Source organism: Rhodococcus sp. 15-649-2-2, from assembly GCF_002258645.1.
In the GTDB taxonomy this organism is placed as follows: Bacteria; Actinomycetota; Actinomycetes; order Mycobacteriales; family Mycobacteriaceae; genus Rhodococcoides.
This window is the reverse complement of sequence record NZ_NPFM01000037.1, coordinates 69852-92142: the sequence shown is the minus strand read 5'-3', so window position 1 is coordinate 92142 and position 22291 is coordinate 69852. Positions and strand designations below refer to the sequence as shown.

Sequence of the window (22291 nt, the reverse complement as noted above, 5' to 3'; positions counted from 1 at the left end):
CCGCTGTCTCAGGCGGGGCCACCAAGGTCATCGCCGTGCGCCTGACGCAGCTCGATGGAGGATTTCCGTCGGATTCGTGGTGGCACCTGGTTGGACGGTCGGTCGGGCACGACGCGGAGCACTCGACGGCCGCGTGGACCGGTCGGGAAGCAGAAGCGGCGAGCCCTCATCGGTGGAGTACTCACGGAATCGTCCGCCTCCAGGGCCGGTCACCGTGGCGCGGCTGGCCCGAACTTCTCGGTTTCCTGGAGTCGACAGTGCGGGAGCGGTGGCCACCGGCCGCTTGATACCGGGTGCGTTCGTTGTCTTGTCGCCGTGAGAGCGGACCGCCGATCGGTCTCCGACGGGGCTGGAGACCGGAGTGTGGGAGTGACCGGAGCCGACGACCGACTGCGTCGGGGGAAGGTCGATGTTGATCGGTTTGCGAAGGCTGGGGTGGGTTTCGGAAGCATTGGTGGTGTCGGTGGCCGCCTGGGTAGCTTTGGCGTCGCTCCGTCGACCGACGACCTTCTTGACGCCCGCGGTTGCAATCTTCCCGGCCGAGTAGACCACGGCAGCAGTTCCCAGTGTGGCTGCGCTGCTGGCGGCTGCCGTCCCGTCGACGAGAGCTTTACTCGCCTTGGCGGTTCGGGCCGTTGCATGGCTGGCTGTCTTGGCCAGTCCCTTTCCACCTTGATAGGCCTGGCGGGCCACTTGTCCGGCGTAGGCAGCTTGGGCGAGGGGGCTGGTCGGTGTCTTGGTCGATATCGCGGTGGGCGCGGCTCCTGGTCTGCTTCCGAGCTTGCGTGCGAGGGCGTCGGAAGCTTTGCGTAGTCCTTTCACTGCGCGGCGGTAGAGAATGATGCCCGCGATCAGAACGATGTCGGTCAGGATGAATTTCATCATCAGCGGAGAGTCGCCGTCTCCTCTGAACAACTGTCCGATCACGATCATGTATCCGACGAGGAACACCACCGCGAAGATAACGATGACCATCGACATCAGCACCGCGGCGAGGGTTTTCCACAATGCTCCGCGGCCGGATCCGGGCAGAATTCCAACGACGGTCACCACAATTCCCTTGACGGCCGATGCGAGGGCGGTGAGTACCGCGAGGATGAGGGTGAACGCCAGAATTGTGGCGAATCCGAGCAGGATGACACCGGCCAGTAGCATCGCGACCCCGGACCCGACCTGTCCCGGTCCGGGGTGATCGGCGAAGTCCTTCATCTGTTTTGCGCCTTCGCCGCCGCAGCCTTTGATGTTGTCTTTGAGGGTGTCTCGTGTGTTGCCGTCTGCTTTTTCGTGGCCGGCGTCCCAGGCTTGAGTGCAACGTTCTCCGTCGGGCGAGCCGTCGATGACTCGGCCGAAGTTCAGCAGTTGGGTGGGTTGCCTGATGAACGTGTCGGCCATCTGTTCCGAGATCTGGTCGATGAGTTCGTCGGAACTCGACGTCGTGTCTCCCTTGTTGGCCAGGCCTGCCGCAAGCTGCACGCCGGCGTCGCGCGCCTGCATGATCAGGCCGTCTTGTCCTGCGACCCGTTCGACTGGATTGGACAGGATCCCCACTGCCGCAGCGGCGATCGCTGCTGCCATCAGGAGTTCGTACACTCCCGTCGTCCACCGTCCGCGAATGACCCACCACGCTCCGATGCCTGCAGCAGCGGTGAGAAGAAGGCCCGTGAGCTGGAACTGATCGGTGACCGTTTGCATGGCATCGCCGATCGAACGGAACGGCGCAGTCAACAATTCGAGCCACTCGAACCGCAAGGCGTAGGTGACGAACCAAATCGCGAAGCCGGTCACCCCGCGGTACACCTCGTACTCGAGCATGATGAAGGTGGAGAACACGGTGTACATCGGGTGCCCGACCGAGCCTTCGTCGATGGACATGAAGTAGTCCCAGACCAGAATTCCGTGAGAGTCACGGACTTCCATCCAGCTGAATGTGCTGTTGGTGGGCAGGGTTTCACCCGGGTCGGCATGAGCCGGTGACGCCAGGGCGATCGCCAGCAGACCGATCATGTGCCAGACAGCGACACCTGTGACGATCGCGCGGCGGATTCGAGATGCCACTACCCACTTGAAGACAGGGCCGAGGAAGCGAGCGAGAACACTGCACCACGACCGCGGGATCCACGACCACAGCACGAGCTCGAGAACCATCTTGACGCCGCCGCCAATCGAACCTGGCCGGCGCACAACTCGTTTCGACATCACCATGTCGCCAACTCCGCAGCGCGCTCGGTAGTCGATTCTTTCGGAGTCGTACTCGCCGCTTGGTATCTCGCTTCCGATGCCGGAAGTAAGACCTTGATGCGGCCGACGTTGCCGGCGGGATCGCGCATGTAGCCCTCTCCGCGGCGATGCGGTGCGACGTATCCGTCTTTGCCTTCGACGGGCGATGTGTTCTCCATCAGCTCTTTGAGCAGTCCGAGATCGTCTTCCCCGACGCCGAGCCACTTCAACGATTTTTGCGCTAGTCGTCGATCCGTCTGCCGGAACACGAGCCGGGTGGGGATGAGCCCTCGCAGCGTCTCGGAGCCGAAGTCTGCTTCGGGGTCGTGCGATCCGAGCATCACCGCGGCGTCGTGTTTGCGGCCGTCTCGAATGAAGTCGATGATGATCTCGACACCTTCGCTCGAGCGCGTCAGGTGATGGCATTCGTCGAGCAGGAAGACCGCGAGGGTGTTGGGGTCCGCGAAGCAAATGCCGCGGGCGATCTGCGCGATGAGGGTGTACATCATTCGCCCTACCCGCTTCTGGAGCGACATCTGCTTGAACAGATGCTCGTTCTCCACTTCTCGCTCCGAGGGCAATTCCAGTGTGTGAGTGCGGAAGACGATGGCTCCTGCGCGTGGATTGAACGGCTCTAGGTCCGGCCGAAACAGCGCTGCTGCATAGGATTTGGTCGCGTAGACCTTCAACTTTCCGGCAAGCTCGGCAGCTCCGTCGAGGGTGCAGTCCTTCTCGAGGTGCGAAACCAGGCCTGGGGTAGTGAAATTGCCGAAGCGAGCGCGGTATTCCGGCTCGAGCACTTGAGACAGCAGTACCCCCAAACGGTCGTCGGGCTGAAGTTGCAACAGCGGCAACAGAATAGACACCGCAACTTCCCCTCCTCGTGCGGGCGAGAACAGCCGAAGAGGGTCCATCGTGACGTCCGGTGCTGCGGTATCGACGACCACCGCGTCGGTGATCGCTTCGGCCCACAGTGCGTATTCGCCCAGAGGGGTCCGGTCGACCACGATGACTTGGCCGCCGCGGTCGACGACCTGGTTACCGGTTGTTTTCAAGTAGCCGGACTTGCCTGATCCCAAGTTGCCACACACTCCCACCGAACCCGAAACGTCACGTGACGCTTTCTTGGCGATGTCGTGGTGCACGACGCCAGTGCGGGCCGAGGAAATGTTGAGTGCGATCAGCGGGCCGTCTCCGTCGCCGAGATCGTTGCGGGTGACCGGTACGTACGCGGCGAAATGTTCGGATGTGGTGATCTGCGCGAACTCGTTGCAGATCGCCGGCGTCGGCACGCCGGGTGTCATTGCCCAGAACAGCTCCTCCTGGAATCCGATCGGTGACTGCAACCTGTAGGTCGAACCCTCGAACTCCTTCGCCAGCTCGCGCTGATATGCGATGGCCGTCTCTTCGTCCGCGGCGGCGACACAGAAGACGGTGGTGGATTGCACTTCCATCTCCATTGCGTCCGCCTCCAGAAGCGCGTTGTATTCCGCGAGGGCGACGGCAGCGTCGTCGAGGACGCTGCCGGTGCTCAATTCGTCTTCTCGCTGGGTGTATTGATCGTTCATCTGCACCAAGGCGCGGCGGTTCTTCTTCAGAACCTCCGATGCAGCGGAGTTCTTGAACCGAATTGCCCAGTCGACATCGACGCCGCCCAGGTTGTCCGCGAGGGTCAGGTACTCCGAGCCTGGAAACAGCGTGCCGCCCGAAGGAGTGGCGGCGAGCACCAGGAAGCACTGATAGCTGGCCGGCGGTGGCGTTACCTCCCACGGCTGGTCGACTTTGAGCACACGCGACAAGGTCGGCGCCTTGGCCCGCCAGCCCGATTCGGGGCGATCGCTTTGAGCCCCTTCGTCGAGCCGCGCGGCAGTGAAGGATCCTCGAGCAGTGCCTGCCGGATGATCTAGAGCGGTGGGCATGTCGGTATCGAGGCCGAGGCCGCGCTGCAGAGCATGTTGGTGCAGCCACACCATCTGGGAGGGGGTTGCGGGGGTCGCATCGTAGAAGGCAGGGATGGCCGCGGCGATCTGCGCGGCCTGAGCTGCGCGGCGTTCTCTCTCCTCGACGGGAATCGACGAGGGCGGCATCCCCAGCAGATCGGCCACCGAGGACCATGCGGCGGACGTTGCGGCCTTGACGGTGTCACCGAAGCCGTGGTTGGCCAGGGGGATGGACAGCCAGTAGATTCGCTGGCCGGGTCGGATCTCCTCCAGGCGGTCGATCGTGGCGTCGCATTCGTCTGCCCACGCGGGATGGAGATCGAGATCGACACCCCGTTCCATGCGCTCGACGATGGTCATTGGGTCCAGACTGACCGCGACACTGAGCAGGAGAGATTCGCCAGGAAGAGCGCGCAGCAACATCTTGTGCATCGCCCGCGCGGTCTGTCGGTCTTCGATCGGCCGGTACCCGTACGGGATTCCGGTCAGGACGTAGTCCGCCCAGACGACTCCGGAGCGGGTCCAGCGCAAGTTCGAGGTGACGAGCCGGTTCGGTTGTTGCATTACGCCTTCTCTCGGGTCGGGGTGGGGGCCGCTGCAGCCATGGCAAGCAGCTGCTGAACGCTGCTCGCCGGTGCCAGGTTGGCGACGCCGAACGCTTCGGCCAGGGCTGGACTCTGCGAGCGCTGGCGTTCGCCGTCCGATCGCGGCCGGGCTGGCGCTGGTGCGATCTTTCGCTCCGGCCGCGGTTGGGTCAGAGGTCTGAATGCTGGTGCGGCCGGCGCTGCGTTGTCGTCGAGCTCCACCGGTGCCGCGGCGTTCTCTACTCGATCGCTGGATGCTCTGATGACTGCTGGTTCACTGATAGCAGCGTCGTGGCTTGGCGGGGTGTCGAGGATGATCACCGACCCCAGTACCGCGTGAGGGCGTTTGATCCGGATCGGCTCGCCATTGATCCTCGACGGTGACATCGCCCCGGTAGCCGCGCGCCCGACACCCCGGACTACTGAGATCGGATTCCGTGCTCCCTGCGGCAGCCTCCCCAACGCCCACAGGGTGCCGCCGGTGACACCGAGGAAGATGACACCGTTGGTGATGACACTGCCCTGCGCCCACAGCGACTGGGTCAGCCACAGCAGTCCGCCTGCAATACCCGCGCCGACGAACTGGGTCAGGGTGTAGGGGCCACCGGGGATCTTTCGGCCGTCTGGCGCTTTGCCGATCAGCTGCGGAAAATTGCGCGCTTTGGTGAACATCTTGACCACGCTCCGCGAGGAGGCCTGCTGTTCGGTCATGGTCGGTCACACTCCTGCGGGGGTCGTTGAATCGAGGTGTTCGTGAGTTGGCCGAGCAGTGTCAGATGAACGCCGCGATCGGATCGGGCACCACGACGACCTCGCTGCTTTGTGGCGAGGCGGAGCCGGGAAGCTCGTCGCCGACACTGTCTTTGACGGCGGTGATGTTCCACATCACCCAGATCAGTGCCCCGCCGACCACGATCGCCACCAGTGTTTTGGCAATGGCGAAGTGACTTTTGAAAGCAATCGCGGCGATGAACCCGGCGACGCCGACGCCCACGAGAGTGCGGATGAGGCCCTGCACCTCCGCACCTTTGTTGTTGGCCCATTCGATGATTCCTTCGGCGACGACGGTCGACGACGGATCGGCCAGGATCGAGGTAATGGTCATTGTTCGTACCTTTCGGATAGGGGGAGCAGAGCGTCAGTTCGGTTGAACGGGCGCTGCGGGAACGGAGGAGGTAGTGCTGGCACCAGTCGAGGTCGGCACCGCAATGGTTGGGGTTGCTGCGCTGAGTCCGGTCGAGTTCGCGAGCAACGGCATCGGGTCGAGCGCGGATACTTCCCACCGGCCACCCCGGGCGATCGCTGTCAGCGGGTATTGCACGGTCGAGGTCTGCGCTCGGTCCGTGGCTGTGACGGTCGCGGTGGCGAGCACCCGTACCGTCGCACCATCTGCCGGGGATCCGGACGCACCCGCCGAGAAGTCGGTGTCCGAGACGAGGTCGGTGATCTGGACACTGGTGTACGGCGCGGGGGTGACGGCACGGATCGGTGTGCCGGGTGAGGTGTAGCGAGAAATTTCTCCGGCACCGGCAACCATTGCCGAGAGGAACTGGCTGATCGACTGGGTGAGCGAGTGATCGAGGCCGACTCGGAATCGGTAGCCGAGTGTGAGGTCACCGCCGGTTGCCGGGGCCGCCACAGCAGCAGGGACTGCTGCAGCCCGCGCGTCGTCTCCCACGAACACGACAGGGACCGAGAAGTATCGACGTTCCGGCTTCGTCGCCGGGTCTGCCCCGATCGGAACCACCGAGACCGACACAACGATCGCGTAGTTCTGGCCGGCCGCCTGTAGCGGTCCTCCTTGCGATGTCGATCCTGTGGGACCCTGATTTCGCGCCGGCGGGTCGATTGCTTTCACGCTCGCGATTCGAGGTTCGGACGCGGTATAGCTCGCCTGAGCCGGAAGCGACATGCCGTCGGTGCGGACGAAGCGCGCGAGGGCTTTCTCGTCTCCTCGCTTGGATTGCAACCACGTCAACACGAAGTCCTGCGCGAGGTCGGTCGCTGCTGCTTCGCGGGCTGTGTCGATGACCGTCTGAGGGTTTGCCTTGCTCTGGATCGGCGTCGTGGACCCGACGCCGGCCAAGACGAGAACCAGTGCCACCACTCCGGAGCCGATCGCCGCGAACAGACCCCACTTCATCGCCTTGGTCGCGACCGCTTGCTTGCCGGCCCACTGATGAAGCTCGGTGGCCGGCGCAGCTTCTGTCGGCTTGTTCGAGCCCTTCTTACGGAGATGGATCTTCATGAGATCTCCTCGTGCCGAGACGGCTCGACCGTGGCGGGTACGAAGCCCTCGTCGACCAATCGCAGAGCGCCTCGACCCCGGGTCGCCATCATCCGTTCGAGCGCTGCCCGCGCCTGCTCGGCCGGCTCACCGAGCACGACCTCGCGGACGCGGCTGGCGATCTCTGCGCTGAGCGGATTGTCGCCGAGTTGCGCCGCGAGGCCGCGGATCTCTTCGGACACCGAGTGCACGCGAGCGGTGTCCGAGAGCAATGCGGCCGACGGATCGTGGTCGTCCATCCGGGGTCCTCCTGTCGGTAGCCCGCCGTGTACGGGCTTCTGAGAACAGGTAGATCCCTTCGCGGGCGGGTCTGTGACAGAGGCGACCGGAAATTTCTCGAACTTTTTTTCACCGCCCCGCTGCGATTCGTCGGGCTGTTATCACCGTCGCCGTGTAACCGCAGGTCACAGCGGTCTATGTCGAACGCGGGGCGCTGCCGTTTTCTGGTTCCGCCGGACCCGGCGGGTATAACAGCTCCGCCTTTTCGAGTAAGAATCCGCAGCTCAGCGGATATAAGGCGCTGTTTGTGTCAGAGGCGATCGAACTTCAGTTGCCTCTATCAGGAGCGCCCCAGTGACCTCGCCGCAGCCTTCCTCGCATTCCTCCACCCCACTCGGATACAGCACATCGCTGTTTACGACGATCAACGCCGAGTGGACCAATCTCTGTGTCGACGCTCTCGCAGGCCGCGAAGTCCGCACGTGGGCCGATCGACACCCCGCATGGTCGTCCGCTCGCTCCGTGGCCGACATCGCTGAGCTTGCCGCTCAGGACAGTGACGCCACCCTGTCCCTTCTGCTCACCGAGCACAGTGCAGGCAGCGCCCTCGCCGGCACAGTTTTGGTCCGGTTGATGCTCCCCAAGCTGGTCCGAATCCATCGCTACGCGCGGCTGGACGGAACCGATCACAGCCGCGAAGAACGTGCCTCGCGTACCATCGCCGCGTTCTACGAGGTGATCGCTTCGCACCGTCCCGGCGGCACTGGGATTGCCGGGGCACTCTCGCTTCGGACGCTGGGTCTGATCACCAAGACCTGCGAATCTGCGGTGGAAACGCCGGCCGAACCCGACCAGCTCCACCGGGTTGCCGACGGATCCGATGACCGCACGACCAGCAATCCGGGGGAGGTATCGGCACGGGAATTGCATTCGGTTCTTGCATGGGCAGTGCAGTCCAAGACCATCACTGCCGACGAGCACTCACTTCTGATCCGTGCATATCTCGTCACCGAAGGTGCCGATCTCGCATCGCTCGCCGTCGAGGAGAACTGCTCACCGGCAGCCCTTCGACAGCGCTTGAGCCGCGCTGTCGCGCGAGTCCGCGACGGAGTAGCAGCACGCACCGGCAACACTCCCTCGCCGGGAAAGCGGACGTTCTTCTACACCCGATCACACCATGAGTCCGCCTTGGCGAGCTGAAGTCCACCTGCACCAACCCCGCTCTCACCTACAAAGGACGCACATCATGACCGCATCTCGTACACGCAAGAGGATCGTTGTCAGCGCAGTCGGGCTCGCCGTCGCTGCCAGCATCGTCGTCATTCCCTCCGCCATTGCCGATCCGCAAGCCGGTGCTCCGGCATGCCCGGACAACATCTTGGTGGCCATACCCGGCACCACGGAAACCAACGAGCAGGCCGATCCGAATGTGCCGGTCGGAATGCTCCGCAACGTCGTGGACCCACTCGACTCCGAGTTCTCATCCCAGGAACTGCAGACATACACAGTTCCCTACGTCGCGACGATCGTGAACGACAAGGCCCAGACCTACGGAACCAGTAAGAAGGAAGCGATCGATCGCGCATCGCAACACATCTCCGAGAAGGCAGCCGAATGCCCGAGCACCAAGTTCGGGCTGACCGGCTTCTCCCAAGGGGCCGACGCCGCGGGAGATCTAGCCAGCAAGATCGGAAACGGCGAGGGCCCGGTGAGCGCCGATCGCATCTTTGCCGTGGGCCTGATGGCCGACCCCGGCCAGAGCCCGACCGCCGGCGTTCAACTCGGAACCAAGACCACCGGCAACGGCTTCGTCGGTGCGCGACCCAAGGGATTCGGAGCTCTCAACAACGTCACCGCCAGCGTGTGCGATCCCGACGACACGTACTGCAACACCCCCGACGACGCCATCGCCACACAGTTCATCGGGCAACTCGGATCGAAGATCGACGCCACCGATCCCGCGTCTTCGGTCGCCGGAGTCGTCACCACGCTTCTCGGTCTCGACGGCCAACCCCTGACCGACACGCTCGGCAAACTGAACACCGCAGTGACCACAGGCAACATGCTCACCGTGCCGCAGCTCGCACTCGACCTCGCCGGCAACGTCTCAACACTGAGCGCAAAGGTCGCAGAAATGACCATCCCCGGGGCAGACATCGCCCCGATGGCCACCACCGTCTCGCAGCTCACCGATGCAATCCACCGCGGTGACATGTTCGCCGTTCCGGCACTGCTGGCGACCCTCACACCCCAAGTCATCAGCTTCGCGAGCCAATTCAGTTCGATGATCGGGACCGTGGTGTCCAAGCTGCCTATCAACGAGTACATCGCGATCGGCACCACCGCAGCGCGGATCTCCACCAACGCCGCGGCCCAGAACTATGTGGCTCTACCGGCCGATCTCGGCAAACTCGTGGGCCAGGTCAACAACGCGGTCCGCAAGACCCTCCGCGCACTCCCCCTCGACGAGTTCCCCCTTTTGAACCGGCTGGCCGATAATCTCACCCCAGGCCGCGTGCTCGACGAGGTGCTCAACTACGCCACCTCGCTCGCCACCGATTCGCACAACTCCTACGCGAACGAACCGATGGCCGACAACGGTCGAACCGGAGCGGACGAGCTCACCAACCTCTTCCGCACCCGCATCACCAACCCCACGGCACAGATTGCTTCGTAGCCGACCCACCTCCCTACTCGAACACAAGGAACCGTCACGATGCTGACAGAGCTGGACGACCCCGACACCGACATCGCTGTCCGCATCGACGTGCACGACGCTGGGGGTACCAAAACGTGGCACCCCCAGCGCGACGGTCATCTCCTCCTGAACGCCGATCCCGCGGCGTCGACGCACCTCGCACACACCCTCGCCGACACCCTCAGCGGCCACTCTCCGCACGTATGGATGATCACTGGCCCGTCCAGAACCCCCACGTTCTCGACCACCGCGGACACCGACCCGGACCCTGTCGACATCATGGATTCCGTTTGGCGATTCACAACCCAACGCAAAACTCTGATCGACAACGGTCAAGCCACAACCCACGACTTCACCCCCGCATACCTCGTCATCGACTCCCTCGAAGGCGTCGTAGACACCCTCCGCCTCACCTGCAACCGCAGTCTCCAACTCCTGTCCGTCCTCGCTCACCGCGGACACCGCGCCAACGTCTACCTCGCCACGATCACCGATCTCAACGCCCCACGCATCTCCGAAGCGTTGCGGAATTTCGCTGAGCCTCGTCTGCGAGACCGGGACTGTCTGAATAACGGTTGATCCGCTGACCTTGCGTGGCGCGGCCTCACGGAACCGGTGCCTGGTCAATCACGCCACGGAACGAAGGTGGGATTCGAGCGTTCTGATCCGTTCCCGGCCTCGGCCGATGTCGTAGCGGGAAGCTCCGTGCGGCAAAGCAAACTCGATGTTCAGTCGACCGCCATACCCATGGACGATGTAAACAGGAAAGGAAAACCCAGCTGGCGCGGGCCGGCAGTCCTCGAGTTTGAGTCCTGCGGGCGATCGCAATGGTGGAACCGTGCCTCCATTGGTGCAACGAACCTCGTTGGGTTCAGGCAACAGCACTGCCATCTTCGCGGCTGTCAGGGCTTCACTTTGGAGGTGGCCGGCGGCGAGATCGATGTGCAATTCCTCATTTAAACTGCGAGCCAGATCCACGATTTCTACGGACTCGGCCGTAGCCCGATAGACGGGGAAGCCGACAATATTTGTTCCCGCGGTGGAATCCACTGCAGGTGTGACGTGAGGCCTGAGGTCCACAATAAAATGGTAGGCGATGTCGGCGAGCCGAACACTTCTCAGATCTGACTCGGTCCGCATGATAGCGGCAGATACTAGGCCGTTTACCGTAACTCCATGGTGACGTCCGAAGTCGATGAGCCCGGTCGTGACTCGCCTGCTCAAACGACAACGCAGTTGGGTCATCGCACGATGTGGCTCGGTATAGCCAGCCGTCGGCGGCCTGTTTAATGCCGACTCTAATGGTTCGTCATTGCCGACATCGGGTGTGTCGATTCCTCTCTCGGAGAACAGCTTTTCCAGCGACTCGGGATAGCCATGAACAACCGCGTCAGGGGTCTTTCCTTCCACAATGTCGGTGTAGAAAGACCACAGATCGCTGAGCAAATCTACAGAATGGCGACCGTCGGCTATGCAGTGGTGGGTTAGTAAAGTCACACTCGCGCAGGCGGAATCGCCGACGACGTGTAGCCCGGAAAGGGCGCGGCCCGCACTGAGGTTCACCCCGCTCAGCGGCTGACCGGGATCCCCTGTGTGCACGCTGAGGCCGGGCAGCGGACCGGATGGTTTGACGATCATATGGTCTCCATCGATCGTCTCCACGTGCGCAGCCAACACAGGATACGAGCGTCGCAATGTCGCAAATGCCGCCGAGAGCCCCGATATGTTCAAATCGCCGCGAGCCCGCACCGAATACCCGATGAAAACTCCCAAGTCGACGTAGAGCGCCTCACTGGGAGCGAGCCCCCGAATAGAGTAATCCACAGTCACCACAAATTCCTGTCACTTAAATTGCTGTTCGATAGGGGACGTGCAGCTCGATGATCACGAGCCCGGCACCACCAGGAGCGTTTCTGATCATGGGATGGCCTCGGGAGATGGCGCGAACGAGCACCAAAACTAGAACTCACGAAGGTTGTCACGTAGATACACCGACGAATATCCCACCCGCGTTCGCCCAATTCGTTGTAAAGCTGGCACGAGGCCGTCGGTAATCTCAGCGATGAATCGGCGGGTGAGCGAGTTCGACCCGGTATAAATCAAGAATCCGTCACCGCCTACCTCGTCGACGATCTCCCCCATGCGCTCCGCTACGTGATCAGGCGTCCCCACCAGTTCGATAGACGGAGCGAGGTAATCAATGGTCAGCTCGCGCAGAGTTTTACCGCTACCGTGCTGCAGGAAGCTCTCCAGTGATGACTGCTCGCCATTGGTTGTCAAGTCTTGCGGAGGTACTTCGTCGAGCGGAAACTGAGAGAAGTCGATGTCGGTGACGAAAGACAGTTGCAAAAGAATGTTTTCGATGGCCCGGTCGCTGGTCATTCTCCGTTTATTCGCGGCCTGAGCCTCATCCATAGTGGCACCGAGTACTGGCATCGCGATGAAGAGAACCTTGATGTCGTCAGGGTCTCGACCGTGTGCCTGCGCCCGGTTACGGACATCGTCACGAAACTCCCGCATCGTCTCCACGGTGTTGACGTTGGCAACAATCGAGTCGGCGTACTTCGCGGCGAAGTCGCGGCCCTTGGGGGATCCGCCAGCTTGGACGAAAACTGGTTGCCCATTGGGTGGGTGCACCGTGTTGAGCGGACCCGCCGAACGGAAATGCTCCCCAGTGTGGTTCACTGCCCGAACAGTGCCGGGCGCAACATAAGTCCCTGACTCGCGGTCACGGACGATGTTGTCTCGATCCCAGGAATTCCATAGATCTCGGACAAGGTCGACGTACTCATGTGCTACCTCGTAGCGCTTGTCGTGCGGCAGCAGACGATCCATGCCGAAGTTGCGCGCGGCCTGATCTTGACCGGTGGTGACGATGTTCCATCCAAAGCGCCCACCAGCGATGTGGTCGACCGTAGAGACAGTGCGTGCCAGCATGTATGGGGGATAGAAGGCCGTCGACATCGTAGCGATTACGCCTATGCGGTCGGTCGCGGCCGCGATCACCGACGCCAACGGCACTGGGTCGTGTTTCGGCACCCACAGGGCGTGTTTCAGGTACGCATCGAAGGATCGCCCGTATGCATCGGGTACCGACACCGTGTCCTCGAACATCATGTAGTCGAATCCTGCGCGCTCTAGCGACTTCGCCATCTCGACATAGAATCGGCCATCCCATGGCTCTTCAGGCGGCGAGAAGTCGCCGGTGAAATCGTTAGCAAAGAAACCGACAAACCAGCCTAGGTGAAATTTTCGTACAGACATCGACGTGCCTCCAAATTTCGTATACGGACGAACTGGGTGGAACGTGAGCGATATAGAATGCACCGAGGACGGAGCAGATCTACCGGCCAGGCAGAAGTCCCACTAATTAGGGTGAGCGAATGGCCGCGATAGCCCCCTCGATGTCTTTGCAGACGATTACGCGAGACCGGGTTGCGGGGGTGATAAATCCTTCGACGGCAGCGTGCTCGATGTAGGAGAGCAAGGGGCGGTAATACTCGTTGTCGTTCAGCAGTACACAGGGTTTATTGTGAAGCCCCAGGTGTGACCACGTAAGGACCTCGAAGAACTCTTCTGCGGTTCCGACACCGCCGGGGAGGGCAATGAATGCGTCACCGAGTTCGGCCATGAGAGCTTTGCGTTGGTGCATGTCATGGACGACGTGTAGTTCTGTCAGTCCATGATGCGCAGCCTCGGGTATCGCAGTGAAGCTCTCAGGGATCACGCCAACGACGGTTCCGCCGGAGTCCAAGGCCGCGTTCGCGAGGGTGCCCATGAGGCCGACTCGGGCGCCACCATAAACGAGGCGCAGCTTCGATCTAGCAATCGCACGCCCCATCCCCTCTGCGAGCTGTCCATATTTGGTCCCGCGCCCTGGCATAGCTCCGCAGAAGACCGTGACGCTCTTGGGGGTCGGGCGGGCCTGTGCCGAGACCGTAGTCGCGGGCATTGGTCGAAGGTTCATCAGTCGAATGACATTCTGTATCCAGGGGCGAGGATCCTGTATGGGTCGAAGCGACGCTTAGCCCGTGCGATGGCCTGCCATCGCGAACCGAAGTGCGTACACCAATCTCCCGGTGACATGGGGACAGCATTGACTGCGTAGGCCACCCCGCCTACATCCCGAGCCTGTTCATAGAGCAGGCGGTTGCTGGCAATCATTCGGGCTTCGGCCCCTGGGGATGCTGTTCGAAGTACGGCCAACATGAAGAATGTGTCGCAGTGAGGAATCGGAATGAACGGTGCGGTGATCGGTGTTGTTGGAATCGGGTAAACCATGATCAGCCCGGAGTTTCCTAGGTCATCCGTCAATGAGGAGCTGGTAGTTTCGATGAACTGCTCGATCTTGTCTGCCGGGATCAGCAGGCTGGCCCATGGATGTGGATAGAACCACTCACCTGTGTGCCGAAGATCAAGCTCCTGATCCGCCATACGGTTGATAAAGTCACCATAATCTACGTCCGAGTTGTATTCGGCGCACGAATCGTATTGGAGCGATGACAACAGCGCATCGTCGTCTGGCCTTCGTGGTGGGGTGAAGTACTTGGCTAGGTCCAGTCGATAACGTAAGTGGCCGTCGGCATCGACACGAATTCGTCCTTGTACATGGTCGAATAGTCTGTTGGACATGGCGCGGAGTTGGTCGCCAAGGAATACGCCGAGGTTGGAATACTGCAATTTGTACTGTCGAACCGACTCGTGAGCAGCGGTCAGACGGATTGTCGCGTTGACGATTACGCCGAATTGACCGAGGCCGCCGCGCACGGCGTCGAAAAGTTCACTGTTCGATACGGCGGAGCATTCCCGAAAATCTCCCGATCCGGTAACTACAGCAAGAGAGTCCACGTTGTCGGTTTGCAAGCCAAAGCCGTGACTCGATCCCCCGAAGCCGCCGACCGAAAGCGTTCCGCCGACGGTGGTCCCGAGATAGTCGGTGAGTACCGGAGGGGTTTGCTGGCGGCTGAGCGTGGCAGCGACCACGTCGCTCCATCGCACACCCGCATCGATCGTGGCCTGCCCCGATCGAACGTCGTGGACGGTGTTGAACCTTTTCATGTCCAGCACGACTCCGCCATCTGCCTGGCATTGCCCGTAAGTCGAGTGTCCGGATCCGCGCACCGCGAGCGATAGGTTCCGCGCCGCGGTGTAGCGCAGGGCTTCCTGCACGTCGGCCACGGTCCGTGGCACGACAACGACGGACGGTTTCGCATGGATGCAGTTTCCGAAATCAGCCCCGGCGGATGTCAGGTGCACGTCGTCGGTGTGCCAGATCCCGCTCATCTGGCGGTCACACCTGGGGCACCGAAGGTTCTTAAAAATATTTCCTGCTGAAGGACGCCGTGCTCGACATACCGGCCACCCATTGATGCCGCCAGTTCGTCGAGCACCTCCGTGGTGAGGTCTCGGTTGGCCAACTCCTCTGGTGTTACGGAATGCGTGGCGCACCAGTCGAGTACACAGTCCAGACCCGCAACCGAGGCTATGAAGTTGTGCTGATCGCCTAGAACCCACGCTTCCGCCAGTTCGGTGAGTAAATTCCTGCCCGTTGAATCTCCCCGTAACATTTGTCGTGCCCTTGCGCACTGCTGGGCAAAGTAGTGTTGCCTATCAGGAATAGGCATAACATTCACGACAGCTGGGAACGGTAGGTTGGATATCGTTTGCGCGAATCGAAGAATGAGCGATATCGAACCGCCCTCCATTACCACCGCTTCGCCGCGATCAACGTACGAGGTCAGTACTTTTATCAGCCGGTCAAAGGCCTCGTCCGGATCGAAGTTGCCCTGATGTATGGTCCGGTTGTCGAGCCAAACGCGGTTGAGCCCTTCCACTTTCGCGTCGAACGCTCGACCACTGGTGACCAGGAGATCGGAGTAACACTGGATACGGTCGGCAACAACAATCGGAGCCGAGTGACTCAATGCCAACTTGCTCGCTTCGGCGCTCTTTCCAATTCCGGTGGCACCGACGATTGCGTATACGCCGGGTTCCCATCGCACCCGATCAAACCTTGCTTGCGTCTGTGCCATGGTTGATTCCTTCATCCCGATTCCTTTCTCTCGCGGGTCGTGCTCAGCCGAGGAAGGAATTGATCGAATTACTCAGGGAACGGGCGTCAAGTCCGTGAATGTGGTCGTGGTCGTCGGGGGTTCCGTAGTGGCGATCTTCCATCTCACGTCGAACGCCCAGGGAGAGCAGCCGATGGGGATGGCTGACGAGACTGGACGAGACTTGGTGCGCCGAGGTGCCTGCCAGATAGGGCTCGACCAACACGACGTTCGGACGGTTCACGGCTTGCACCGCGGCACACAGGCCCGTGGCGTCGAAGGGGCGAATCGTCGCCGCGTAGAGGATGGTTACGTCGAGCATGGAGGTTGCCGACAGCACCGCATCTAAACAGGGCCCGACTGCGAGGACGACTCCGCGGGTGCCGTACTTGATAGGTGTGAACGATGTCCCTCGGACCGCATGGGGGTAACGGTTGACCTGACTCGACAGCCGTAGGTAGACCCGTCCATCGCCTGGTAGCGATTCGAGGAGAAGATCGGCGGCCTCCTGTGGATGGCCTGGCACGTGAACTGTCCAGTTGGGCATCGAATCGATGACGGTGATATCGCCCGGGGTGAAATGGGAGAAGGCGAACTCCGACAAGTCGTAGGAGGCTCCCCAACTGACCAGGACTGCGCCGACATCTTGCTGGGCGAAGTTCAGCTTTATTTGTTCAAGAGGCCGCTCGACGAGAAAGGCGGCGACTGTGTGTACCACGGGTCGCATGCCACACATGGCGAGCCCGCCGGCTACCCCCATCATCAGCTGTTCCCTGATCCCTACGTTGATCACGCGGTTGGGATCTGCGATCGCGGCCGCTTTGAAGAGGTGGGCTCCGATGTCGGCCAGCACAACTACGGCGCGGGGGTCTGTTTCCAATGCACCAGACATGGTCGTTCCGAATGCGGTCCACATGTCAGTGTGGTTGAAGGACTTTGGTTCTTGCGTGTCTGCGGAATTCATGGCGATTCATCTCTGCTGAATGGACGAACGGGCCGATTGCCGAGTCACGGTGGCGACCACCGCGAGCGGTCTGTCGTTGTGATCTCGATTCAGTGCCGCAGCGATCTCCTCATGGTCAGCACCGTTGATGTTGATTGTGTCCCAACCCTCACCGTCGAACCGTTTATCGATTCCATGCGGCCAACCCATACTTGCCGTGCCGTTGTCCAGGACGATGACCGTCAGTTGGTTCAAGCGCGCGCGTCCTGCAAAAGCCATCGCCTCGTGGTTGCTGCCCTCATCGAACTCTCCATCGCCGATGAGCACGAAGACTCTCGGTGCGTGACGATTTTGTATACGGAGTCCCATCGCGACGCCCACTGCGAGCGGCAAGCCATGGCCGAGCGAGCCACCCGACATTTCTACACCCGAGATTTTGGTTCGATCCGGCGCGAAGCCGAGTGGTGAGTTCTTTGTCGCCCAGGTATCGAGGAGCTCTGGTCGGAGGAACCCTTTGGCCGCAAGTACCGCGTAGTAGGCCATCGGGCCGTGACCTTTGGACAGCAAGAAGCGGTCCCTGTCGTCGTCGTCGGGGCTCTCGGGGGATACGTTGAGGATTTCGTCGTAGAGTACCCACAGCACGTCCATCGTCGATGAGGATGAGAACGAGTGCCTTTCGTCTCCCCGCATACGGGAGATCAGAGCAGGCAGATCGTCATAGCTGAATTCGGTTGGCTCTTGTCGCATCGCATTCTCTTCGAAGCGGATAGCAGTAGCTGGGCAGGAACGTGCAGCCGCGCGTACCAGCGAATGGTTGTCTGGGGAAGGTTTGTCCACGAGCAATGTGACTGTGCCGTCGTTACTCTGCTCGAAGACCTCGGGCGCGACGAGCACGCACTGACCGGAGCCGAAACACCTCCGCTCGTTCACGACGACTTTCATGACCGCTCGCTTCTCACCACGTCAGCTGTAGTTCTTCGAGGCCGAGAACAATGCTGGCGGAGCGGAGCCGAACGTCGTGCGAGGGTGAGAGGGCTAGGTCGGGAAAGCGCCTCAGTACCGCCGGCACGGCCGTGCGCAGGGTCATCCGAGCGAGTGAATGCCCAAGACAGAAATGGACGCCATGCCCGAAGGCGAGGTGACCGGCTACTCCCCTGGTGATATCGAGGTCGTCGGGTCTGTCCGTCAGATTGCTGTCGCGATTAGCGGCCAATAGGGACGGGATGACGAAAGATCCTGCCGGAATGGTCACCCCGGCGATTTGCACCTCGGTTACTGCCATGCGCGGTGGCTGCGAATGGGCGACCGACAACCACCGCAATAATTCCTCAATTCCGGAATTGACGCAGTTCGGGTCCTCGATCATCATGGCGGCTTGTTCCGGGTGATGCAAAAGGGCCAGTACACTGAGGCCGATCATGCTTGCTGTGGTCTCGTGTCCACCGAGCATGATCAGACTGATGATGCTGATAAGTTCGTCGGTGCTGAGGTTGTCGCCAATCTTGCGCGCCAGAATTCCCAACAAGTCGTCACCGGGTTGTTCCTGCGCACGGGTAACCAGGGTGGCCATGTATCGACGGTCTTCTCGCTGGGCAACCGCTCGTTGTTCTGCAGATGCCGACAGATCCAGGAGGCGTGCTGTTCGATCTCGCAATTCGTCGCGATCGGCATAGGGCACTCCCAACAGCTCACACAGTACGAGCAAAGAGACTGGTAGCGCGTAACGGTCCATAAGGTCGGCGGGTTGCCCGGCTTGCTCGAGACCATCCAATGCACTGTCCACTATCTCTGCGATGCGCGGCTGCAGGCGACTGAGCCGGTGCACTGAGAACTCCGCAGCAAGGATATGACGCAAGCGGGTGTGGTCGGGGGGATCGAGTCCGATGAGGTTACCGGCGCGCATGGCGGCTAGTTCATCTTCAATCACATCGCCGCCGCTGGGTATTGCGAACATTGGCGTGTGGGCGTTGCTGAACCGGTTTGAGTCTGCGAAGATTCGCCGGACGTCTTCGTAACGGCAGACGAGAAAAGCCGGGGCCCCGTAGAGTTCTCCTACTGGGATAACACCGTCGCGGTCACGGACCTGGGCGAGCTCTTCGGTCGGGTTCAGGCCGTTGCGTCGCATTTCTAAAGGTAAATCAGCCGTTCCGGCCATACCGGAATCCCTTCGATTGTTTGTAGAAGGACGAAGTGGCGCGCCGATGCCGAGGATCGCTGGCGCGTGGATAACTCGGATATCTCAGGCCACCGCTACAGACGCTCGCACGCGATAACCAAGTAGTCGATGCTGCGTTCGCGGAAGCCCTGGAGGAATGGTTCCTCGACACCTGTGCGCAACGCTGCCTGGTTGCGCAGGTCCCAGTACGGGATGGCTTCGTCGGTGTATCGCTGAACGTGATACGGCACCAGACCATTTGCTGCCAGAGTTTGGAAATAAGTACTGCGGGTGTGCATAGCGCACTGATATTCTTCGTCGATCAACCGTGATGCCTCGGAACGCTCAGCAACTACGTCGTTGCGGCACCAGGTGACTGCGACATAGCGGCCGCCGGGGCGCAGCAACCGGGCGAACTCGGTGAACGCCTCCCCTAGGTCGACACACATCGTGGTTTCGTTGGAGACGATGTAATCGAAGGTGTTGTCCTCGAAGGGGGCCTGAACCATGTTTGCGAAGTGGAATTGCACACGGTCCGAGCTCCCGCGTTCACGGGCCAACTTCTCTGCGAACTCGACATGGTGAGCGCAGTAGTTCACCCCGTCTACCCGGCAGCCGAATCGATCAGCGATTGTGAAGGTCGTTCCGCCTCGCCCCGATCCCGCGTCCATGACACGAGAGCTCGGTGAGACCTCCCCTAATGCATCGACGATAAGGTTGATTTCCAGCGACTCCATCCGGTGAAGTTCGCGCAGGATCAGTGACTCCCGCAGCTCCGCAGGTGCAGCGAGTACAGAGTGATCGTAGTCACCGATTCCGTAGTGGTGGTGGTACAAGCCGTCTTCAGTGCCCAGCAGCAGGTTGATATCGTCGGATTTTTTGGCATCCCAGTAGCGGCGCTGCTGTACGTCATGCTGGCCGAGGACTGCCACGTCGAGGTTCGGCATTTCAGGCTCCTTCAAGTTTGTGGTTTCCGGGTGGATGTCTCAGATGCGTTCGGCCGCAATCACTAGGTAGTTCAGTGAACCGTCGCTGTAGCCGCTGAGGAACGCATCCTCAACGCCGGTGCGGAGTTTGCTGTTGTTGCGTAGCTCCCAGTACGGCATAGCTTCGTGTGTGTACTGAGCCACGCGGTACGGAATCAGGCCGTTTGCCGCGAAGGCCTTGAAGTAAGTGCTTCGGCGGTGCATTCGGCATACGTAATGTTCATCGATCTGCCTTGTCGCGTCCGAGCGTGGGTCGACTGCGTCGTTGCGGCACCAGGTGGTCATTACGTAGCGACCGCCCCGTCGCAGTAGGCGGGAGAACTCGGCCATTGCTTCGTACGCGTCGGCGTACATCGTCGTCTCGTTTGAGACCACGAAATCGAAAGTGTGATCAGGAAATGGTGCCTGCAGCATGTTCCCGAGGTGGAATTGAACGCGGCTATCCCAACCGCGTTTGCGTGCGATCTGCTCGGCGAACGCGACGTGATGTTCGCAAAAATTGACGCCGTCGATTCGGCTCTCCGTCGCTCCAGCGAGACGAAAAGATGTTCCCCCGCGACCTGACCCGGCATCCATGCCGCGAGAGTTGGGCGGCAAAGGACCGAGGGCGTCGAGGATCAGTCCGACTTGATCATTCTCCATTCGATGCAACTCTCGCAAAATCGCGTTCTCTCGCTCCTCACCTACGGAATCCAGAATAGAGCGGTCGAAATCGCCAATCGCGTAGTGATGGTGGTAAAGATCATCATCAGCGCCCAGTAGGAGATTGATGTCATCGGTTGTTTTAGCGTCCCAGTGAGCTTTCAACTCACGTTCATAGCTATCGCGCGCATATTGATCTGCCGAGATCATCACAGTCTCCTTCTTCGGTTCTCCCCATCATTTCTGTATCTCAAGTCGACATGTCGAATGAACCATTGCGACCTGCAAGGTCGGCGACTTGATGATGTCTTCGACGCTACTTATCGAAATTAATTGCGGAAATACCTCCACAGCTCTTCGTCGCGAAGCGACAAAACTTTGGCACCGTGCGACAAGTGGGGTCGAAGTCCCCTACGGGGTCCAGTGCAGGTAGGCACCCATCTGCGCCGGCCGTGAGGAGACCATGGAAGCCGCAACCGGCCAACGATCAAGTCCTCGGAGTCGGGCCCTCCAAAGTCGACAACGACTACAGCCACGTCTACCGCGAGAACCCGCAGATCAATCGTCTTATGCCGTGAAGGCGATGCCCCGATCGGCGCGAGTGCGCGCGGACGTGACGGAGTTGCGTGGTAGCTACCGTGGACGGATAGCCGGACCGTCACTACCTCGAGCAAGGTCAAGAATTTTGTCTTGATGAATCCGTCACCCGGTCGTGTACTTGTTGCCCAGCGAGTTCGATCACGTCGACGCGGCGCGCCGGTACGAGAACCTTCGTTCCGGTCTTGACCACTCGGAATTGATCGGTGGATGTGTTCTCGAATTAGCTGGGTTCCGCGTAAAACCTTCTGAATTCCGAAGGCGAGCAACCCTTCAACTCGCGAAATAGCCGAGAAAGTCTCGACTGGTCACTAAGCCCCCACCGCGCACTGATGTCGCCTATCGGTATCTGTTGTAAGCTTGGGTCGATCAAATCGGCAGCGCACCTTTCAATGCGCTCATATGCTATATAAGCGGACAGAGTTCGCTCCTCTCGCTCGAAAGCGCGATGCAGCTGACGAACCGATACATGTAGTTTGCGCGCGAGTAGGTCGGGATTGAGCGTGGGATCAGAAAGATTCTTCTCGATCATCAAGCGCGCCGTCGCTACGAGGCCGGATTGCTGGTCAGGCGGTGCGTGGCCATGGGGCGGGTGCATTCCTTCCCACGCCAGTAATCGAACGGCTGAGATGACATTATGAGCCGTGAACGTGTTCAGCATTCCAATTTCTCTCGAAGTAGAATGTAAAGTATCTGAGAGTATTTTCCCCGTACCTTCAGCGTTTGGCACAACGCGAAGACCTCGACCCGAGGCGGCGTCGAAGTCTTCTCTTGAGCCCACCCTCTGCCGTAACGTGACTACCGCTAAACAGCTGGCACGGGTTACAGTCATTGTATAACTGTAATCGCTATAGTATAGGCCAATGCCTCCACTCTTCAGCGATATTTGGACGCCGTTCTGCGACAGAATTACTTCGCCCGATAAGACGTATTGAATCCTCACGGAGAATCGTGGATCGGCTTCGAGATCAAC

The 22291-nt window shown here is 60.7% G+C and carries 20 protein-coding genes; 3 read left to right on the top strand and 17 right to left on the bottom strand.

The window, feature by feature from the left end:
- Positions 1-27 precede the first annotated feature (27 nt).
- The 6 genes from CH305_RS27350 to CH305_RS27325 all read right to left on the bottom strand — a co-directional run bounded on the left by CH305_RS27350 (position 28) and on the right by CH305_RS27325 (position 7267).
- Positions 28-2202 carry a hypothetical protein gene (locus CH305_RS27350; protein WP_052049377.1) on the bottom strand — a complete coding sequence of 725 codons (2175 nt, stop codon included), beginning with the start codon at positions 2200-2202 and terminating at the stop codon, positions 28-30.
- Positions 2196-4721, bottom strand: coding sequence for an ATP-binding protein (locus CH305_RS27345; RefSeq protein ID WP_015586146.1), 2526 nt, complete (start codon positions 4719-4721; stop codon positions 2196-2198). Before CH305_RS27345 ends, CH305_RS27350 begins: the two co-directional genes overlap by 7 nt.
- Complete coding sequence (locus tag CH305_RS27340) at positions 4721-5452, bottom strand: hypothetical protein (RefSeq protein WP_015586145.1); 732 nt, start codon at positions 5450-5452, stop codon at positions 4721-4723. Before CH305_RS27340 ends, CH305_RS27345 begins: the two co-directional genes overlap by 1 nt.
- A 61-nt stretch (positions 5453-5513) precedes the next feature.
- The gene (locus tag CH305_RS27335; protein ID WP_015586144.1) at positions 5514-5846 is read right to left on the bottom strand and encodes a hypothetical protein; all 333 of its coding nucleotides are present in this window, start codon (positions 5844-5846) and stop codon (positions 5514-5516) included.
- 33 nt (positions 5847-5879) lie between these two features.
- Positions 5880-6989, bottom strand: a complete 1110-nt coding sequence (locus CH305_RS27330) for a conjugal transfer protein (protein WP_015586143.1) — start codon at positions 6987-6989, stop codon at positions 5880-5882.
- On the bottom strand, positions 6986-7267 hold the full coding sequence (locus CH305_RS27325; protein ID WP_015586142.1) for a hypothetical protein: 282 nt from the start codon (positions 7265-7267) through the stop codon (positions 6986-6988). The genes CH305_RS27330 and CH305_RS27325 overlap by 4 nt, the downstream gene beginning before the upstream one ends.
- Before the next feature lie 334 nt (positions 7268-7601).
- Between CH305_RS27325 and CH305_RS27320 the strand changes: the two genes are divergently transcribed.
- The 3 genes from CH305_RS27320 to CH305_RS27310 are packed head-to-tail and all read left to right on the top strand — an operon-like array spanning position 7602 to position 10524.
- Positions 7602-8447, top strand: coding sequence for a hypothetical protein (locus CH305_RS27320; protein ID WP_015586141.1), 846 nt, complete (start codon positions 7602-7604; stop codon positions 8445-8447).
- A gap of 46 nt (positions 8448-8493) precedes the next feature.
- Positions 8494-9924 (top strand): cutinase family protein, encoded by a 1431-nt coding sequence (locus CH305_RS27315; RefSeq protein ID WP_015586140.1) that lies wholly within the window; start codon positions 8494-8496, stop codon positions 9922-9924.
- 39 nt (positions 9925-9963) lie between these two features.
- Complete coding sequence (locus CH305_RS27310) at positions 9964-10524, top strand: hypothetical protein (RefSeq protein ID WP_015586139.1); 561 nt, start codon at positions 9964-9966, stop codon at positions 10522-10524.
- A gap of 48 nt (positions 10525-10572) precedes the next feature.
- Here CH305_RS27310 and CH305_RS27305 read toward each other — a convergent pair whose 3' ends face one another.
- The 11 genes from CH305_RS27305 to CH305_RS29780 form a co-directional block, all read right to left on the bottom strand.
- Positions 10573-11775: a hypothetical protein gene (locus CH305_RS27305; protein ID WP_032365006.1), complete on the bottom strand. Its 1203-nt coding sequence runs from the start codon at positions 11773-11775 to the stop codon at positions 10573-10575.
- Positions 11776-11904: 129 nt separating this feature from the next.
- Positions 11905-13209 (bottom strand): NtaA/DmoA family FMN-dependent monooxygenase, encoded by a 1305-nt coding sequence (locus CH305_RS27300; protein WP_015586137.1) that lies wholly within the window; start codon positions 13207-13209, stop codon positions 11905-11907.
- A 106-nt stretch (positions 13210-13315) separates the two neighbouring features.
- Complete coding sequence (locus CH305_RS27295; RefSeq protein WP_202902193.1) at positions 13316-13897, bottom strand: TIGR00730 family Rossman fold protein; 582 nt, start codon at positions 13895-13897, stop codon at positions 13316-13318.
- A 14-nt stretch (positions 13898-13911) separates the two neighbouring features.
- Entirely contained in the window at positions 13912-15228 is a 1317-nt protein-coding gene (locus CH305_RS27290; protein ID WP_032365005.1) for an FAD-binding protein, read from the bottom strand.
- Positions 15225-15992 carry an adenylate dimethylallyltransferase Fas4 gene (gene fas4, locus CH305_RS27285; protein ID WP_015586134.1) on the bottom strand — a complete coding sequence of 256 codons (768 nt, stop codon included), beginning with the start codon at positions 15990-15992 and terminating at the stop codon, positions 15225-15227. Before fas4 ends, CH305_RS27290 begins: the two co-directional genes overlap by 4 nt.
- Positions 15993-16020: 28 nt before the next feature.
- Positions 16021-16911, bottom strand: a complete 891-nt coding sequence (locus CH305_RS27280; RefSeq protein WP_052047801.1) for a transketolase family protein — start codon at positions 16909-16911, stop codon at positions 16021-16023.
- Between the two features lie 54 nt (positions 16912-16965).
- A complete protein-coding gene (locus tag CH305_RS27275; RefSeq protein ID WP_080730063.1) occupies positions 16966-17880 on the bottom strand; it encodes a 4Fe-4S domain-containing protein in 915 nt (304 codons plus the stop codon).
- Positions 17881-17893: 13 nt separating this feature from the next.
- Complete coding sequence (locus CH305_RS27270) at positions 17894-19093, bottom strand: cytochrome P450 (RefSeq protein ID WP_015586131.1); 1200 nt, start codon at positions 19091-19093, stop codon at positions 17894-17896.
- Between the two features lie 95 nt (positions 19094-19188).
- Positions 19189-20040, bottom strand: a complete 852-nt coding sequence (locus tag CH305_RS27265; RefSeq protein ID WP_032365004.1) for a cyclopropane-fatty-acyl-phospholipid synthase family protein — start codon at positions 20038-20040, stop codon at positions 19189-19191.
- Between the two features lie 39 nt (positions 20041-20079).
- Entirely contained in the window at positions 20080-20931 is an 852-nt protein-coding gene (locus CH305_RS27260) for a cyclopropane-fatty-acyl-phospholipid synthase family protein (protein WP_015586129.1), read from the bottom strand.
- A gap of 610 nt (positions 20932-21541) precedes the next feature.
- Positions 21542-21850, bottom strand: a complete 309-nt coding sequence (locus CH305_RS29780) for a helix-turn-helix transcriptional regulator (protein ID WP_368665489.1) — start codon at positions 21848-21850, stop codon at positions 21542-21544.
- Between the last annotated feature and the right edge of the window lie 441 nt (positions 21851-22291).

What these genes read in the sequence shown, in the direction of transcription:
- CH305_RS27350 (WP_052049377.1), bottom strand. Translation starts at nt 2,202, where the DNA reads ATGGTGATGTCGAAACGAGTTGTGCGCCGGCCAGGTTCGATTGGCGGC.
- CH305_RS27345 (WP_015586146.1), bottom strand. Translation starts at nt 4,721, where the DNA reads ATGCAACAACCGAACCGGCTCGTCACCTCGAACTTGCGCTGGACCCGC.
- CH305_RS27340 (WP_015586145.1), bottom strand. Translation starts at nt 5,452, where the DNA reads ATGACCGAACAGCAGGCCTCCTCGCGGAGCGTGGTCAAGATGTTCACC.
- CH305_RS27335 (WP_015586144.1), bottom strand. Translation starts at nt 5,846, where the DNA reads ATGACCATTACCTCGATCCTGGCCGATCCGTCGTCGACCGTCGTCGCC.
- CH305_RS27330 (WP_015586143.1), bottom strand. Translation starts at nt 6,989, where the DNA reads ATGAAGATCCATCTCCGTAAGAAGGGCTCGAACAAGCCGACAGAAGCT.
- CH305_RS27325 (WP_015586142.1), bottom strand. Translation starts at nt 7,267, where the DNA reads ATGGACGACCACGATCCGTCGGCCGCATTGCTCTCGGACACCGCTCGC.
- CH305_RS27315 (WP_015586140.1), top strand. Translation starts at nt 8,494, where the DNA reads ATGACCGCATCTCGTACACGCAAGAGGATCGTTGTCAGCGCAGTCGGG.
- CH305_RS27310 (WP_015586139.1), top strand. Translation starts at nt 9,964, where the DNA reads ATGCTGACAGAGCTGGACGACCCCGACACCGACATCGCTGTCCGCATC.
- CH305_RS27300 (WP_015586137.1), bottom strand. Translation starts at nt 13,209, where the DNA reads ATGTCTGTACGAAAATTTCACCTAGGCTGGTTTGTCGGTTTCTTTGCT.
- CH305_RS27295 (WP_202902193.1), bottom strand. Translation starts at nt 13,897, where the DNA reads ATGCCCGCGACTACGGTCTCGGCACAGGCCCGCCCGACCCCCAAGAGC.
- CH305_RS27290 (WP_032365005.1), bottom strand. Translation starts at nt 15,228, where the DNA reads ATGAGCGGGATCTGGCACACCGACGACGTGCACCTGACATCCGCCGGG.
- fas4 (WP_015586134.1), bottom strand. Translation starts at nt 15,992, where the DNA reads ATGAAGGAATCAACCATGGCACAGACGCAAGCAAGGTTTGATCGGGTG.
- CH305_RS27280 (WP_052047801.1), bottom strand. Translation starts at nt 16,911, where the DNA reads ATGTGGACCGCATTCGGAACGACCATGTCTGGTGCATTGGAAACAGAC.
- CH305_RS27275 (WP_080730063.1), bottom strand. Translation starts at nt 17,880, where the DNA reads ATGAAAGTCGTCGTGAACGAGCGGAGGTGTTTCGGCTCCGGTCAGTGC.
- CH305_RS27270 (WP_015586131.1), bottom strand. Translation starts at nt 19,093, where the DNA reads ATGGCCGGAACGGCTGATTTACCTTTAGAAATGCGACGCAACGGCCTG.
- CH305_RS27265 (WP_032365004.1), bottom strand. Translation starts at nt 20,040, where the DNA reads ATGCCGAACCTCGACGTGGCAGTCCTCGGCCAGCATGACGTACAGCAG.
- CH305_RS27260 (WP_015586129.1), bottom strand. Translation starts at nt 20,931, where the DNA reads ATGATCTCGGCAGATCAATATGCGCGCGATAGCTATGAACGTGAGTTG.
- CH305_RS29780 (WP_368665489.1), bottom strand. Translation starts at nt 21,850, where the DNA reads ATGATCGAGAAGAATCTTTCTGATCCCACGCTCAATCCCGACCTACTC.